We start from the raw sequence: 15147 nt of genomic DNA, 5'->3' as shown, positions 1-15147 counted from the left end.
TACTGGAACAACTTGGTGAGTTCTCCGTGTACGATAGGTGCCGCCAGGCGGAAAACGGCCCGCTTACCTGTACGTCTTCGAACAAGCGGGGCGGATCTAGCACTGTGGGGCGAACTCGCCACGGCAAGCCCACAGGACCCTTGCCGGGTGGGGTTAAAACCTTCAACAGTTGTGGATCACGGTGAGCCTCAAAAACCTTCTCACGAGGGTGCTCGTAGTAGCTTACGTGGACGAAAGTTTCCATCAAGCCTTATCGCCCATACTCGAGAAGGTCCAACAAATACTGGCCGTACCCAGACTTGACGAGCGGTTCGGCGCGCTCGGCCAACCCGGCGTCGTCAAGGAAGCCCATACGCCAGGCGACCTCCTCCGGAGCGCCCACCTTTAATCCTTGGCGTGCCTCAACGGTGCGAACATAAGAAGTTGCATCGGCGAGCGAATCAAATGTGCCGGTATCCAGCCAGGCGGTGCCGCGAGGGAGCACCTCAACCGAGAGCTTGCCGGCGTCAAGATAAGCCTTATTGACGTCCGTGATCTCATACTCGCCACGCGCCGACGGCTTGAGCTCTTTCGCGATCTCCACCACGTCGTTGTCGTAGAAATATAGGCCGGGAACCGCATAGTTTGACTTCGGCTTAGCCGGTTTTTCCTCAATGGAAACCGCCTTGAAATTTTCGTCAAATTCCACCACTCCGTACCGCTCGGGATCGGTGACGTGATAGGCAAAAACCGCACCGCCCTCAGGATCAGTGTTCCGCCGTAGCTGGGTGCCCATGCCTGGGCCATAGAAAATATTGTCTCCAAGTATCAGCGAGGCCGGCTGGTTGCCGACGAAGTCAGCGCCAAGTACGAAAGCCTGTGCCAGTCCGTTTGGAACCTCTTGCACGGTAAAAGAAAGGTTAATGCCGAACTGACGACCATCACCGAGAAGCCGGTGGAACTGTGGCGCATCTTCCGGAGTTGTAATCACGAGGATATCTTGAATGCCCGCTAGCATGAGTGTGGACATCGGATAGTAGATCATCGGTTTGTCGTAAACCGGGACCAACTGTTTTGATGTTCCGAGCGTAATGGGATGAAGTCGAGTGCCTGAACCACCGGCCAGAATAATTCCACGCATGCTTATATTATGGCTCATTTTAGGTGCGGATGTGCGACCTGCTGAAAGGTGGCGGCAATGAACGAAGGGCCGGCCATGAGTGCCGAGGATCGGTCGGCGCTCGTTGCGGTGACGGTTTTTCCGCTGATTATCGTCGCGGGTGCGGTCTGGGCTTACTTTTTTCCGGCGACGGCGGCCCACCTCACTCCGTACGTGTCGCCAGGCCTGGGGTTCATCATGTTCACGATGGGGCTTACCCTCCAGGTCGAGGATTTCAAACGCGTGGCACAGCGGCCCGTAGCTGTTCTCATCGGCGTCAGCGCTCAGTACGTGATCACGCCGCTCGTAGCTTTTGGCCTAGTGCACTTGCTGAACCTGCCTACGGGCATCGCCATCGGCGTGATTCTCGTCGGCTGCGCGCCGGGCGGCACGGCCTCGAATGTCGTCGCCTACTTAGCGAAAGCGGATGTGGCGCTGTCAGTTACCTTGACGACCGTATCCACTCTTCTGGCACCAATTTTGACCCCGCTCCTCGTGCAGGCCCTAGCGGGCACGCTGACGCAGATCGACAGCGGGGCCATGGCCGCGTCGATCGTGACAACCGTGGTCGTTCCCGTCGTTGGTGGCGTGGTTGTACGTCTGCTGATCCCGAAAGTTGTGGATAGGCTACTGCCCGTTCTGCCATGGGTATCAACCCTTGGCATCACGTTGGTGGTGGCCGCGTTGGTGCCGGGATCGGTTGAAGCTTTACAAACGGCAGTTGCAGTGGTTTTCGTTGCGGTCATTTTACATAACCTCGCGGGCCTTTTTGCCGGGTATTGGGCTACCCGTGTTGCGGGTAGTTCTGCACAGGTGGCGCGGACAGTGTCAATCGAGGTTGGCATGCAAAATTCGGGTCTGGCGGCAACTCTTGCGAAAACCCATTTTCCTGCCACTCCCGAAGCGGCGCTTCCGGGTGTGATTTTCTCTGTGTGGCACAACATGTCGGGAGCCCTAGTGGCATTTTATTTCCGTCGAAGCGCTGAACGTCGCCCCACTGGGAATGGCCGTTCTAGGCGCGTTGAGCGCAATTCCTAGCTTCGCGTCGGGGCAAAGTCATGCCTGTGCGCTTGTGGGGATATTCGCACCAAATGAATTTAGGTATCTCCAAATTTTATTTTAGAGCCCCATAATCTATGGTGTGTTTAGTCGCGCCTATTTGGCGCATCTGCCAAAGTTGGAAGGAAAATTTATGAAAGTCAAGCGGATTCTTGGCATTGCCTTTTCGGTGATGTTGGGCATGTCTGTTCTAGGTGCCTGCTCGGAAGATAAATCGAATGGTTCTTCAGGCTCGGCCGAGACATCGGCGTCGTCGAACTCTGAAACTTTGACGGTTGTGTCGACGACGGGCTACCTCACGGACGCAATCAACAATGTTGCGCCTGATGCTGAGGTACGCACGCTCGTTGCGCCGGGTGGAGATCCGCACACGCAGGAACTAACCACCGCTGATATCGAGGCAGTGAACGAGGCGGACCTCGTGGTGTGGACGAGCCACGATATGGAACACCGGATGCGTGACCACTTCGATAAGCTCGGCGAGCGCTCTCACCCGGCCGCAGAAGTCATTGACGAATCGAAGCTCCTGCCATGGGAGGACGAAGTCGATGGGCACGATCCGCACGTGTGGAATTCCCCGGAGCTGTGGCAGGAAGTAGTCACGGGTATCGGCGAGAAGTTCGCTGACATCGATCCCGATAATGCCCAGACCTACCGCGATAACGCGGCTGCCTACAACGAAAAGATTCAGGCCGCCCACGTAAAGGCAAGTGAGCAACTCTCCAAGATTCCAGAGGAGAATCGTTACCTCATCACGGGTCACGATGCGTTTAATTACCTTGGCGACACCTATAACATGACGGTCTTGGCAACGGATCTCGTGACGTCGGAAGCCGAAATCTCGGCGGCCGAACTTGATGAGTTGGCCCAGACGATCGCAGACCACAAGGTTCCTGTGATCTTCCAAGACAACCTGAAGAATCCCGAGGCCATCAAGCACCTACAGGATTCGGTGGTTGCGAAAGGTGGCAAGGTTGAAGTTTCCGACAAGGTTCTCTACGCCGATACCCTTGGTGATAGTGCGCCAACCGACACCTACCTCGGCGCCTTCGAGCACAATGTGCAGGCGATCGTGGAGGCCCTTTCCTAATGACTGATGTAGCCACGCCGGCGCTCGCAACTCGTGATCTCACGGCCGGCTACCGCAACACCATAGCGGTTAAGAGCGTGACGATGGAGGTCGGGCAGGGCCACATCCACGCAATCGTCGGACCTAACGGTTCGGGGAAGTCTTCGCTGATTAAGGCCGTGCTCGGCCTGCTGTCGGGTACGAAAGGAACCGCCCTGTTTTTTGGCGGCTCCTATGCCGAGCACCGCAAAAGCGTTGGCTACATGCCGCAAGCAGCGGCAGTCGATTGGGATTTTCCCATCACCGTCAAAGAAGTGACTTTGATGGGGACATACCCGAGGCTGGGGTGGTTTCGCAGGCCCCGGCCTCGGGATCTTGAAAGGGCACGTGAGGCCCTCGCTCAGGTGGGGCTCAGCGAACTGGCAGGGCGCCACATTTCGCAGCTTTCGGGTGGGCAAAAACAACGCGTGTTTCTTTCGCGCTTACTTGCTCAAGACGCCAAGCTGCTCATCATGGACGAGCCCTTTGCGGGCGTTGATGCCGCCTCGGAGAGCGTCATCATCAACATCCTTAAGGAGGAAGCGGCTCGGGGATGCACCGTTGTGATCGTCCACCACGACCTCGCGCAAGTTGCTGAATTTTGCACGCATGCGACACTACTTCGAGAGGGCGAGGTTATTTCTACCGGCCCCGTCGGTGAAGCTCTCACCAGTGAAGCAATCGCCGAGGCCTTCCAGATAGGCGGACTTGGGTTCTAATGGATTGGATCAGCCCGCTCGATTTCTTGAGCGTGTACGGTTTTCGTACTACCTTCTTTACCTCTGCTCTCGTCGGGCTCCTAGCCGGTTCCTTCGGGTCTCTGCTTTATATGCGAAGGCAATCACTTCTGTCCGACGTCATGGGGCACGCCTCCTTGGCGGGAGTAGTGGGCGGTTTCGCCGTCGCCGCCGGTATTTTCGGGGCGAACGGCCAATCCATTGCGGTCTTAATTGCGGGTGCCGCGATCTCCAGCTATCTCGCAGTGTTCCTCGTGCAGTGGATCACCGAGCGCACCGTGATTGGTGCGGATGCCGCGATGGCAATCAGCCTGTCCCTCTTTTACGGGGGAGGGCTCAGCGCACTCCACGTGCTCAACCACTCCTCGATCCCCGGGAAGGCCGGGCTTTCGGATTATATTTTTGGCAACGCAGCCACCACGCGAGCGAGCGATGGACATACCATCGCCGCGATTGCCTTGGTGCTTGGCCTGGTATTGTGCGCTGGATGGAAGGAAATCAAGGTCGCGATCTTTGACCCGCAGTCAGCCGAACTTTATGGCTTTAAACTAAAAGTGATTAACCCGGTTTTGACCACGTGCATCACGGTGGCCATCGTGTCGGGAGTGAAGGCCGTGGGTCTGATTTTGATGGTGGCTTTCGCGATCATCCCAGGCGCTGCCATGCATCAGTGGGCGCGCTCGCTCGGGCAGCTTGTCATAGGTTCAGGGATTATTGGGCTGCTGGCTGGCGCGGTGGGGGCGTACGTATCGATTAACTTGGGCCGCGTTCCGACTGGTCCCGTTGTCGTCGTCGTGCTATTCGCCGTTTTCGTCGTCGCACTTTGCACCTCGCGCCGGCCCCGGCATACGGGAGCGAGGCGATAGGGACCACCATGTCTTTCATTGTTGCGGCTTTCTTGCTATCGGTGACGACGGCGGTTACGTGCGCTGTTCCCGGTGTCTTCGTGGTGCTGCGCAGACAATCAATGCTGGTTGATGCCATCTCTCACGGTGTACTACCGGGGATTGTGCTTGGTGTGGCGCTAACCGGTTCGCTTAAATCACCGTTGATGATTGTGGGCGCGACGTTGATGGGACTGTTGATCGTGGCTAGCGCAAATTGGTTGCGCAACTCGAATATCGTCAAAGGAGACGCCGATCAGGGCGTCATTTTCCCGGTGCTATTTGCAATCGGTGTTCTGATGCTTTCGACGGTGTTTTCAGATGCGCATATCTGCGCTGACACGGTGTTAGCTGGTGACCTCAATTTAATGGCCCTTCCATCTGAACATCTAGTAATTGCTGGCTACAACATTGGCCCGCGAATGATGTGGATTTTAATCGCAGTGTTAGCGATCAACATGGGGTTTATTGTGCGGAATTGGCGAATTTTGACCGTTGGCACGTTCGATCCGGAATATGCGCAAGTGATTGGAATGCCTGCGCGGCGGGTGTCCAATATTTTGATGTTTCTTGTGACTTTGACGATCGTGACCGCATTTAATGTGGCGGGTTCGATCCTCGTTATCGCGCTCATGATATCTCCGGTGGCGTGTGCACTACTCGTGGCACGGACGATGCCCGGTGTTATCGGCGTAAGCGTGAGTGTAGCCTGCGCTAGTGCAGTAATTGGCTTTTGGACCGCGTGGAAGCTGAATTTGCCGACGTCGGCCGCGATGGCGTTTTTTGGCGGCGTAATCTTTATGGCCTTTGCCCTGTGGTCCGTGCGCGCGGATAAGCGGATTGCCGAGTCGGCCTAGCTGACGCGCCGCGCGAGGCCCGTCCCGGCGTCGGGGGTCGGTAAGTCGTGCGGAGATCCGTAAGCCAAGGGGTTTCGGACTTTCTGTGGTTTATCGGCCTCCCCGGGCGTCACGGACCTCCCTGGGATTTACGGGCCCCCGTCGGTGAAGTTGCGGATTGTGCTGTTCATACGCCCGGGGAGTCTTCTGCTTCTGGATACGGGCACTTCTGGGTATGGACACTTCTGGGCATAGGCGCGAAAAACGGGGTGGGAGCCCGGACGTAGGAACGTAAGCGAAGAGTTCCAAAGCCGGGGCTCCCACCCCGTGAGGTGTTGCAGGCCCTCCGAAGTGTGTTAGGCCGCGTGCTCGCAAGTCGCGCAGGTGCAGTCCTCGCAGACGCAGGTTGCGCAGAAATCGGAGCAGTCCTCGCATTCGCACTTGTTGTGGTTGCACGTTGGGCAGGTGCAGTCCTCGCATTCGCAGGTTGCACAGAAATCTGAGCAATCATTGCACTGGCATGTGGTGCACTCATCGTAGTGGCCATCGTGGTAGCGATGGATGTGGCCATCGTGCAAGTAGTCGACGTGGTCGAGATGAATGATCGCCTCGTGGCCGCAGTCCGGGCCGTGGGTGTGGTTCGCGTGGGCTTCTGCCGGGCGATGGTCAGTGGTAGCAGTCATCGGTATGTTCCTTCATGTGGTTCCAGGCGTCGAGGAAGATCGACGCTACGTGATCGTCAACGAGGGAGTACTCGTTGCTGCGCCCATCTCTGTTGACCTCAACGAGGTGGGCATCGCGCAGGATTCGCAAATGGTGCGAAACCAGTGGCTGAGAAGCGCCGGACAGGTGTTCGACGATGTCGCCAACGTGCGCTGGCGACTCGGTCAGCCGATGAACGATCTGCACACGAATGGGGTGCGCGAGCGCCTTAAATAGTTCGACGACCGGGAGGATCTCGCGGTCTGCATCATTCATGTTCACGTTCATCACCACAAATTATACATAAAGGAACTTTGATATCAAATATTACTTATGTGACCCGAGCCACATCGCGGCCTAGAGGTTCAACACCGTCCCCAGTTCTGCTTTAGCGATCTGCTCAATCTTCTGTTCGTCAGCGTTTCCAGTAGCGATAAACACTGCAGATTTACCCCGCCCAAGTTGGAGATAGGCGAGCGCGACCGCTTCTGCGAGAGCTGGTTCAGCCATAACGGCCCGCTCGATCTCGGGTACTTCCCCAAGCACATTCGCCCAGAATGACGCGTTTGAATCCTCATCGAGGCCCTCGACCAACAAAACGTCGGCCTGGCCGATGACCTCCGCGGCTCCATCGGCCACGCCATCGGGGAGCTCTCCGTCCCAAGCAAACCCGAAGCTGTCAAGGTTCAGCGCCACAATGAGATCATCAGCATCATCAGCACTAACCTCATCAGGCGTGTCGGTGACGATGATTGTGCCCGGTTCGCAGTCGTGAATCTTCTCGCGGCCAATCACCACAAATCCGCCGGCCATCAGCCCGCCAAGTGCCCAGGCGATCGACTTCCAATGCGCGGGTAAATCCAACACGACCCGGCTGCCGGGCATGAGATCGCATTCCTGTTCGAGGTAATTGGCGATCTTGGCAATGTGGTTGGCGAAAACTTTTCCCGAAAGCTCCACGCGACCATCGGGCTCGTGCCAGACGATCGCGGGTGAGGTTCCGGTATCTACAAGCGATTCGTAGATCCCGGTCGGTGTAATGGTCATGAACTTCTCCCAAAGTAGTCGGTGTAAAACTTTTGCGGGCCAACTTCCGCGATGGCCCCGAGCGCCAGATCGCAGGCTTGGGCGTTCGCAGCTCCCACGTAATGCGGGCAATCGTAGATGTAGGTGTCGTGTTGGGTGCGCTCGTCATCCAATCCGACGACGAGGCCGCCCGCCGCTTGGATAAGTGCGATTCCTGCGCCGATGTCCCACGGTTGCGTTCCCATTCCGAGGGTTGCGCCAAAAGTGCCATCGGCGACGCCGGCGAGGTGCAAGGCGGTAGAACCGAGTCGGCGCATGGACTTCGTGCCTTCGAGGAGCAATTGGTAGCCGCGGGCAGCGCCGTCGTAATCATCTATTTTTTCGCCCGGAAAGCCGCCGGTGAAAAGCGTGCGGTGTGGCGGCTCATCTGTGACGGTGATCGGCTGGCCGTTCTTGTAGGCGCCCGTATCGTCTGCCCGGTACAGCACGTTTGTGCTGGGCTGGTAGATGACGCCGGCAATCACGTAAGGTCCCTTCGCGGCTGCAATGGACACGCACCACCATGGCAGGCCGGAGGTGAAGTTCGCCGTGCCGTCAATGGGGTCAACCAGCCAAACGACGTCGTCTGTTCCGGCGACGACGGTGCGTCCCCGCGCGTCGATCGTGCGCCCTTCCTCTTCGCCAAGCAGAAGAGTGCTCGGGGCGCCGGCGAAAAGCTGTTCGCGAATTGTCTGCTCGGCTCGCCTATCGTGCTTTGTGACCGGGTCGTGAAAGTTCCGCTTGTACTCAACGGGGCCTGGATCATCGAAGGCGGAAAGAAGAGCGGGGCCAACAGCGCGGGCTGCGAGTTCGGCTAAATCTGCGAGTTCGCTTGGAGTCATAAGGTTATGATGTCACGCTTTCGCAAATGCTCCCGCGCATTTACACAACGTGCGAAATCTTGTTTGAGTGATGAGACCCTTAAACTGAAGCTGGCAATATCTCACATTTGCATGGCGAAACGCTTGGCAACACGCCGGTCGAATGAACAAAGTGCTCAATCCGCCTTGACTTTGCCGGATTACATCTATGTAATTTACCTAGACACATTTGAAATTGGAGGAATATATGAGGCTGTCGAAGGCGACCTCTGCCCTGCGCGAGAGATCGCAGGATCCTCAACTGGCTCAGGCTCTCATGCAGGGGATCTTCGATCTCGGCTACGGTTTTGCCGATCAGGGGAACCTTGGGTGGATGGAGGATGCTCTTTGCGCGCAGACCGATCCCGATATTTTCTACCCGGAAAAGGGTGGTTCAACGGCCCCGGCCACATCGATTTGTAAGAATTGCTCGGTCCGCGCCGAGTGCCTCGAATATGCGATAACGAACGATATTCGGCATGGCATTTGGGGCGGCACGTCTGATAATGACCGCAAACGAATGGCACGGGAGCGTAAGGCGGCGCGCGGCGGAGGTCGGTAAGTGGTCACCGATGTGACTCGAGAAAAGGTTACGGCGATTGTGGTCTGCCACGGCCGTGACCTTTCTTTTTTGGGCGCAACGCTTTCCGGGCTCAGCGCGCAAACGCATCAGCCCGATCGGATCGTGGTGCTGATACCGAATCACGATTCCGAGGCTGTCCAGCCTATTCATGAGCATCTGGAACCGGGTTCCGACGCGGTATCGCTTGTTACGTCAAATGCCGAGAATCTCGGCCAGATGATTCGATATATTGACGCGGGCGAGCTGGGTGGGGCCGATTGGCTCTGGTTTTTGCACGCGGACTCGGCTCCGGAACCACGGGCTCTCGATGCCCTGTTACGCCGCGGTGAAACCTCCAAACGGATTGCCGTGGTTGGCCCGAAGCAAATAGCTTGGAACGACGACGAGGCGCCGGTGGTCCTAGAAGTTGGGATCCGGGCAACTCGTAGCGCACGCCGAGTGCCCGAAATCGAAGAGGGTGAACGCGACCAGGGCCAATACGATTCGCGCACCGACGTGTTGGCAGTGGGAACGGCCGGTATGTTAGTGCGCCGCGCAGTGTGGGACAAGCTCGGCGGGCTCGATCCTCAATTGGGGCCCTTCGGCGACGGGCTCGAGTTTTCCAGGCGGGCACGCCGAGCGGGCTACCGCGTCGTCGTCGAACCGAAGGCCGCTGTGCGTCACGCCCGAGTAGGGCTAGGCGAAGCAGACTCCACATACGCTCGGCGCCGCGCTGCCCAGCTGTATAACGCGCTGCTTGCCGCGCCCGGTGCACTGGTGCCGGCTATCGCCGTCTTTTACCTTGTGGCTGCCCCGTTCCGGGCCCTTGCCCGGCTCGTTTTTAAGGAGCACGTGCTCGCCTGGGCGGAGGTGAAAGCCACCGTGCTCTTAGTGGCTTCACTTGGTGCGGTAGTTAAGGGGCGACGGCGGATCGCGAAGGTTGCGCAAGTCGGGCCCGAAGCGCTCGCTGGGCTTGAAGCGCGACCAGCCGAAATTCGACTTGCACGCAAAGAGTCGCGGCGATCGAAAAAAGAAGCCAAAATGCTTGCCGAGCAGCCCGATCCACTCACCATGAAGGCGCGTGCGGATCTTGCGCGGCATACTCGGCGCGGTGCGGCGCTGACTTTGGCCTTGGGCACGGCGTTCACCGTCGTCTTTCATTTGCCGGTGTTTTCTTCGGGTGTGCTCAGTGGTGGCGGGTTGGCAGCGGATGCGACTGTGGGAAGTGAACTTGCCGCCATCGCGTGGTCCGGCTGGTTGGATAGCGGAGATGGCTACCCCCTTCCACTTGATCCGCTCTGGGTCGCTGCGATTCCCATTGTTATGTTGGGCCAGCCTTTTGGGTTAACGCTGGGTGGGTTTGCTACGGCGATCCTCTACCTCGCCATTCCCGCAGCGGCAGGTTTTGCTTATCTTGGGGCTGGCAGGCTCACCAGATCATGGGTTGCTCGATCTGTTTTAGCTGCCCTGTGGATGGTTGCACCGTCATTTCTTGATGCGTTGCACACGGGCCAGATTGGCGCCGTCGTCGCTCACGTTTTGCTCCCGCTCGGTGTGTACGCGGTGGTGGGTGCATGGCGGGGGAGCGCGGCCGCGCTCGGGCTTGCCGCGTTGACCTTCGGCCTGCTGGCGGCGGCAGCACCCATCTATCTCGTTGCAACCACGATTCTTGCAGCGTCCGGGTTGCTGTTTAATCGACGGCGAAAGCGTTGGCTGTGGCTTGTGGTGCCCGCACTGCTTGCGATAGTTCCCACGCTTAGGGCTCATCCCGATCCGCTCCTTTTCTTCGCTCAAACAGGCGTGCCGATCGGTTCTCAAAGTGCGCATTCCATGGTTGATTCCCTGAGCGCGGACCTTTTGGCGTGGCTTCCGATAGCGGTCATCGCGGGTGCCGGCGTGCTTGCGCTCTTGCGTTTACACCGTATGTGGTGGATTCGGGCCGGTTGGGTCATAGTTGCAGCTGGAATCGTGCACGCGGTTTTTGCGCAGTTTGCCAACGTGGGTGTGCGCAGGATTCCCGGTGGCTATGAAAGCGTTGACGCCTCCCCACACGTTGGCCTCACCATCGCATGGTTTGGCCTGTGGCTCGCCCTTGGCTGCGCCACGCACGCCCTTCGCACCGCGATGCGACGCCGAAATTTCGGCGCAACCCACATTATTGGCGGGCTGGCCATGGTTGCCGTACCGATTGCCACGATTGCTATCGGTGGGCGCGCGCTGTGGCAAACAACGGATCCCGTACTTGGCGATAACGCTCCGGATGTACCGGCATTGGCTGAAGAGGCTTTTCAAAACAACGAGCGCGTTCTCACGCTGGTCATGTCTTCCGACGGCGTGGGGGTTGAGCTTTGGCGAGGCAACGGCCAGGAATTGCACGAATACACGATGGCACGCGGCCTTTCGCAAGCACGAGCCCTCGAATCGGGGGCGCCATTTTGGAACGACGAGGCGGGGCAGGATCTCGCGCAATTGGCCTCGGGATTGCTAACCGGCTCGCAAGATGCTGCGTCAGGCTTGGGTGAGCACGCCGTTTCGGTGGTGCTCGTACCGGCCCTTGAGCAAGGGGAATCGGCAGAATTTCGAGCCCAATTGGTGGGCAGGATTCAATCGGCGCCCGGCCTGCAGTACGTGAGCGATACCGAGGTTGGAACTTTTTGGCGGGTGAGTGAGCCGTCGTCGCGCGCGTACACCACTGAGGCCAATACCCATGCCGGCGTCATCAACGCGAAGGTCGAAGTTTCTGGCGAGCCTTCCGAACGTGAGTTGCGCTTGGCAGAGCGCGCAAACGCACATTGGTCAGCGCACATCGATGGCCTCGAACTCGGCGTTAGCACGGGTGGCGATCCGGCGTGGTACCAGGCGTGGACGGTGCCTGCCAACATGGCCGGAACCGTGGAGATCACCTACGATGATCCCGTCCACAAGGTGCTCGGTGCCGCGGGCGGGCTCTCGCTCATTGCGAGCGCGATCATTGCTCTGCCCCTTCGCCGCCGAAAAGGGGGAGTGGAGTGAAGAACTTAGGCCGCTCGATTCTTGCGTTCATCACCGGGGCCCTAGCCGCTAGCTTGGCGGCGGGCGCGGCTGTGGTGGGTCATCACGTAGCCCCCGCCGCGTCATTGACGGCATCCGCGCCGGTGAGCGAGCCCAAGAATACGATCTCGACCCTCGTATGTGACGGAGGGATCAGCCGAACTATCCAAGGCGGAATCGACGTCGAGCAGGTAGAGGAGAACATCACCGGCTGGGCTGGCGCGCTGAGCGGGCAAGAAGTGATTTTCACGCGCGAAGGCACCGATGGTGCACATTCCTTCGAAGGAGTTCTTCCTGCGCAGATGCTCGGAGAATCCGCGCTCGGCGTGCCACAAATAATCGGAACGCTCGAAGTGGAAGGCGGGATTGTGGCCGGGGCTTCCACGCACAGTGCAAGCGCCGGTGACTTACATTCCGTGGCCGTCAGCCCGTGCCAGTGGCCGGCCCATTCGATGTGGCTTGTGGGTGGATCTTCGGAACTAGGTTCTTCGCTTGAACTTAAGGTAACTAATCCCGGCCCAACTCAGGTATCGGTGTCCCTGTCCGGATACTCTTCGCGCGGGCGGCTCGACCTCGGATCGAATGCGATGATTCACCTGGCTCCACAGTCCTCTCAGGCCATCTTATTAGACGGGTTGTTAGCGACAGATTCGCGGATCGCGCTCCACCTGTTTTCTAAGACGGCGCCGTTTACCGCTTCGCTCCAAAGCTTGGCCCTCGAAGGCGCACGGCCCGCAGGAGTTGACGTGATAACCGCTTCCAACATCGGCACCGATCTGGTCATACCGGGCTTGGTGATTGATGGAGATTCGGATAGCCGCGACGGCGGGCCGTTGCCCGACTCCGGCACGACGGCGGCGCTGCGCGTTGTGAACCCGAACACCGAATCCGCGCAGATTACAATTTCGGTGCTCACCGCCGATGGCAGTGCCCCACTACCGGGTGGCACCCAGGTCCAGATCGCACCCGAAACCGTTCTTGACCTTTCGCTTGACGGCCTCTCCGCGCAGTCCCATGCGATCCGTGTTGAATCGACCGCCGATGTATCAGCAGCAGTTTCTGTGGTGCGTGCCGATGAGGCTGGCCGTGATATTGCGTGGTTACCGGCGCAAGAGGCGATCATGCAGACAGGCGCGGCAGCCTTTGGCCCGTTGCCAGCGCGCCTGGTGCTAGCGGGCACAGCGCAGGCGCGCTGGCAGGCTTTCGATGAATCTGGCGTGCAACTGGGGGAAAATACGATAAACGTCGATACTCTGGGTACGGTGGATCTTCCCGCACATACCGCCTTCGTCGCGGTTTCCTCCGATGCAGAAGTCTATGGCGCCATTTGGATAGCCGACCACAATGGGATTGCATCGGTCCCGCTTACCGAGGACTCTTCAACGAGCCAGGTCGTTCGAATTACCGTGCAAAACTAGACCTCGTCATCCCCGCCGGGAATGACGGTAAATCGTGGCCGCGGCTGTGGGCGCTCGTTGACGTCCGTTGCTGGCCGCCGGATCTCGCGCCGCGCAGGCTGCGGAGGGGGAACATCACGTTTGGATGCTTCCCGGATGGCGTCCGCGAGCGCTAGGAGGTCATCTGGTGAGGGGGGCGCATCTTCAAATTCGGTCTGTAGGCGCACCATTTGCCAGCCGACCGGAGCGGTGACGGAGTGAGCATGATCTTTGCACAGGTCGAGTGCGCCAGGTTGCGGGATGGGCGATAGGGGACCAATGACGGCTGTGGCTTCCTTGTAGCCGTACGTCATGGTCGCCACCGCGGGCTTTTGGCACCTGTCGCGGGAACATTTTCGGATCGGACTCACGGCCTTAAGCCTAGTGCTTCACCGGGCGTGGTTGTTTGAGGCGCTAGGGTGGTGCCATGCATATTCCCCGCAGATCGCATGCTTCGCGCCGTGACCGGCACGGGCGTGGTCCTCGTGGCCCCATTTTGCCGATGACGATTCCCGGTTGGCGAACGCGCTCTGATCAGTTTGATGATCTTTTGGGATGGGAACTTGGTGAATACAGCAGGCACTTGGGGCCGGTATTGGACCGTTACGATTTTGCGGTCATGGACGTGCCCGGAACGGATCCGGCGCCGTGGGAAAGCGGTGCGCCGCTCGCGAGATATTTGCCGTTCGAACGTCCGGCTAAGATTCATGGGCGAATTATTTTTTACCGCATGCCGATTTTGAATGCGATGCGTAGCCATCCAGATCCGCGGATGCTGATCCACTCGATTGTGACCAGCCAGTTGGCCGCAGCCCTGAACCGGTTGCCGGAAGATATTGACTACCTTTAGCGCCTTCCCGTCGCTGGTAAACCGTAGGGAACAGTTCCGATTCGCCACCCCAACCTGGAGCGTCGTGCATTGACGGCCTCGTAGCGCCGCCGTTCGACGTCGTAGCGCACGAGCAGTACGGCCTCAATAAAGCTTTCTGGATCGGTGCCCCATGGCGGGGGCGGGGAGACGTATGATTCGCAGGCGGTGGCCAGCGCGCGGGCTTGAGCCGTGCGCGCCCGAAGCGATAACCGTGTGCGGGATTTGAGGAACGCTGCGGCGTTCAGCGACAGTCCGGTAGGTAGCGGCCGGGTTTGCGCCAGTTGGGCCCAGCCGGCAAGTTCTGCTGGCATGGTGATATTGGGCGCCCACGTGGCTTTCTTTGGCCAGCGAACGACGTACGTTCCAGCGGCCATGTCTCCGAAGCGCTGACCGCGCTTGGACAGGAATGAGACCACCGTGGCCAGCACGCCGAAGGTCAGCCAGATTTCGACGATGCCAATGGTTGCCCGCATGAACGATTGTTGCCCGGAGATAGTGGTGCCGGAGGTCGTGACAACGCGGGTGCGCAGCATCAGTCGGCCAAGCGAGGACCCCTTCGTTACTGTGGTGATTAGCGCGGGAATGAGCCAGAAGAATACCGCCATGGAGGCAATCACGGTAGCCGTGAGCTGTGCTTTGTTGAACTCTCTCAAGATCGGTAGGGCGGACAACATAGTGATGATGAAAGTGATGAAAGTAAGCCCGTAATCCACCACACCGCTGGCGACTCGGGAAAGAACCGTGGCGGCCGGAAGTTCGAGCTCGACTCCCTCGCCGGTCATGATCCCATCTTCGGGTGTACTGTATCCGTCCATCATGGTACAAGATTACCTGCAAATTGGGTGCCTGCTGTGGCACT

Annotated in this window: 15 protein-coding genes; 9 read left to right on the top strand and 6 right to left on the bottom strand. The window is 58.7% G+C overall.

Annotation, left to right across the window (positions count from 1 at the left end; translation table 11 throughout):
* Positions 1–250: 250 nt before the first annotated feature.
* Entirely contained in the window at positions 251–1120 is an 870-nt protein-coding gene (gene rfbA / locus J2S70_RS02815) for a glucose-1-phosphate thymidylyltransferase RfbA (RefSeq protein ID WP_307682230.1), read from the bottom strand.
* Positions 1121–1177: 57 nt separating this feature from the next.
* Here rfbA and J2S70_RS02810 point away from each other — a divergent pair, with 57 nt between their 5' ends.
* From J2S70_RS02810 to J2S70_RS02790, 5 genes are all read left to right on the top strand, one after another.
* Complete coding sequence (locus J2S70_RS02810) at positions 1178–2176, top strand: bile acid:sodium symporter family protein (protein WP_307682229.1); 999 nt, start codon at positions 1178–1180, stop codon at positions 2174–2176.
* Between the two features lie 154 nt (positions 2177–2330).
* Positions 2331–3287: a metal ABC transporter substrate-binding protein gene (locus J2S70_RS02805; RefSeq protein ID WP_307682228.1), complete on the top strand. Its 957-nt coding sequence runs from the start codon at positions 2331–2333 to the stop codon at positions 3285–3287.
* Positions 3287–4024, top strand: coding sequence for a metal ABC transporter ATP-binding protein (locus tag J2S70_RS02800; RefSeq protein WP_307682227.1), 738 nt, complete (start codon positions 3287–3289; stop codon positions 4022–4024). The genes J2S70_RS02805 and J2S70_RS02800 overlap by 1 nt, the downstream gene beginning before the upstream one ends.
* Positions 4024–4908 carry a metal ABC transporter permease gene (locus J2S70_RS02795; protein WP_307682226.1) on the top strand — a complete coding sequence of 295 codons (885 nt, stop codon included), beginning with the start codon at positions 4024–4026 and terminating at the stop codon, positions 4906–4908. The genes J2S70_RS02800 and J2S70_RS02795 overlap by 1 nt, the downstream gene beginning before the upstream one ends.
* Before the next feature lie 8 nt (positions 4909–4916).
* Entirely contained in the window at positions 4917–5783 is an 867-nt protein-coding gene (locus tag J2S70_RS02790) for a metal ABC transporter permease (RefSeq protein WP_307682225.1), read from the top strand.
* 645 nt (positions 5784–6428) lie between these two features.
* On the opposite strand, the gene J2S70_RS02785 is transcribed toward J2S70_RS02790, so the two are convergent.
* The 3 genes from J2S70_RS02785 to J2S70_RS02775 all read right to left on the bottom strand — a co-directional run bounded on the left by J2S70_RS02785 (position 6429) and on the right by J2S70_RS02775 (position 8371).
* A complete protein-coding gene (locus J2S70_RS02785; RefSeq protein WP_307683361.1) occupies positions 6429–6752 on the bottom strand; it encodes an ArsR/SmtB family transcription factor in 324 nt (107 codons plus the stop codon).
* A gap of 69 nt (positions 6753–6821) precedes the next feature.
* Positions 6822–7511, bottom strand: coding sequence for a TIGR03089 family protein (locus J2S70_RS02780; protein ID WP_307682224.1), 690 nt, complete (start codon positions 7509–7511; stop codon positions 6822–6824).
* A complete protein-coding gene (locus J2S70_RS02775) occupies positions 7508–8371 on the bottom strand; it encodes an inositol monophosphatase family protein (RefSeq protein WP_307682223.1) in 864 nt (287 codons plus the stop codon). The genes J2S70_RS02780 and J2S70_RS02775 overlap by 4 nt, the downstream gene beginning before the upstream one ends.
* A gap of 226 nt (positions 8372–8597) precedes the next feature.
* Here J2S70_RS02775 and J2S70_RS02770 point away from each other — a divergent pair, with 226 nt between their 5' ends.
* From J2S70_RS02770 to J2S70_RS02760, 3 genes are read left to right on the top strand one after another with little or no spacing between them, the layout of a single operon-like run.
* Positions 8598–8951: a WhiB family transcriptional regulator gene (locus J2S70_RS02770; protein ID WP_456124418.1), complete on the top strand. Its 354-nt coding sequence runs from the start codon at positions 8598–8600 to the stop codon at positions 8949–8951.
* Positions 8952–11963: a glycosyltransferase gene (locus J2S70_RS02765; RefSeq protein WP_307682222.1), complete on the top strand. Its 3012-nt coding sequence runs from the start codon at positions 8952–8954 to the stop codon at positions 11961–11963.
* Entirely contained in the window at positions 11960–13399 is a 1440-nt protein-coding gene (locus J2S70_RS02760; protein WP_307682221.1) for a DUF5719 family protein, read from the top strand. The genes J2S70_RS02765 and J2S70_RS02760 overlap by 4 nt, the downstream gene beginning before the upstream one ends.
* On the opposite strand, the gene J2S70_RS02755 is transcribed toward J2S70_RS02760, so the two are convergent.
* On the bottom strand, positions 13396–13788 hold the full coding sequence (locus tag J2S70_RS02755; RefSeq protein WP_307682220.1) for a DUF3499 domain-containing protein: 393 nt from the start codon (positions 13786–13788) through the stop codon (positions 13396–13398). The genes J2S70_RS02760 and J2S70_RS02755 overlap by 4 nt on opposite strands.
* Positions 13789–13844: 56 nt before the next feature.
* Here J2S70_RS02755 and J2S70_RS02750 point away from each other — a divergent pair, with 56 nt between their 5' ends.
* Positions 13845–14267: a metallopeptidase family protein gene (locus J2S70_RS02750; protein ID WP_307682219.1), complete on the top strand. Its 423-nt coding sequence runs from the start codon at positions 13845–13847 to the stop codon at positions 14265–14267.
* Here J2S70_RS02750 and J2S70_RS02745 read toward each other — a convergent pair.
* Entirely contained in the window at positions 14264–15106 is an 843-nt protein-coding gene (locus J2S70_RS02745; RefSeq protein ID WP_307682218.1) for an RDD family protein, read from the bottom strand. The two genes, J2S70_RS02750 and J2S70_RS02745, sit on opposite strands and share 4 nt — an antisense overlap.
* Positions 15107–15147: the final 41 nt, after the last annotated feature.

This window comes from Trueperella bonasi (assembly GCF_030811535.1).
In the GTDB taxonomy this organism is placed as follows: domain Bacteria; phylum Actinomycetota; class Actinomycetes; order Actinomycetales; family Actinomycetaceae; genus Trueperella; species Trueperella bonasi.
This window is presented reverse-complemented; position numbering and strand designations above follow the sequence as displayed.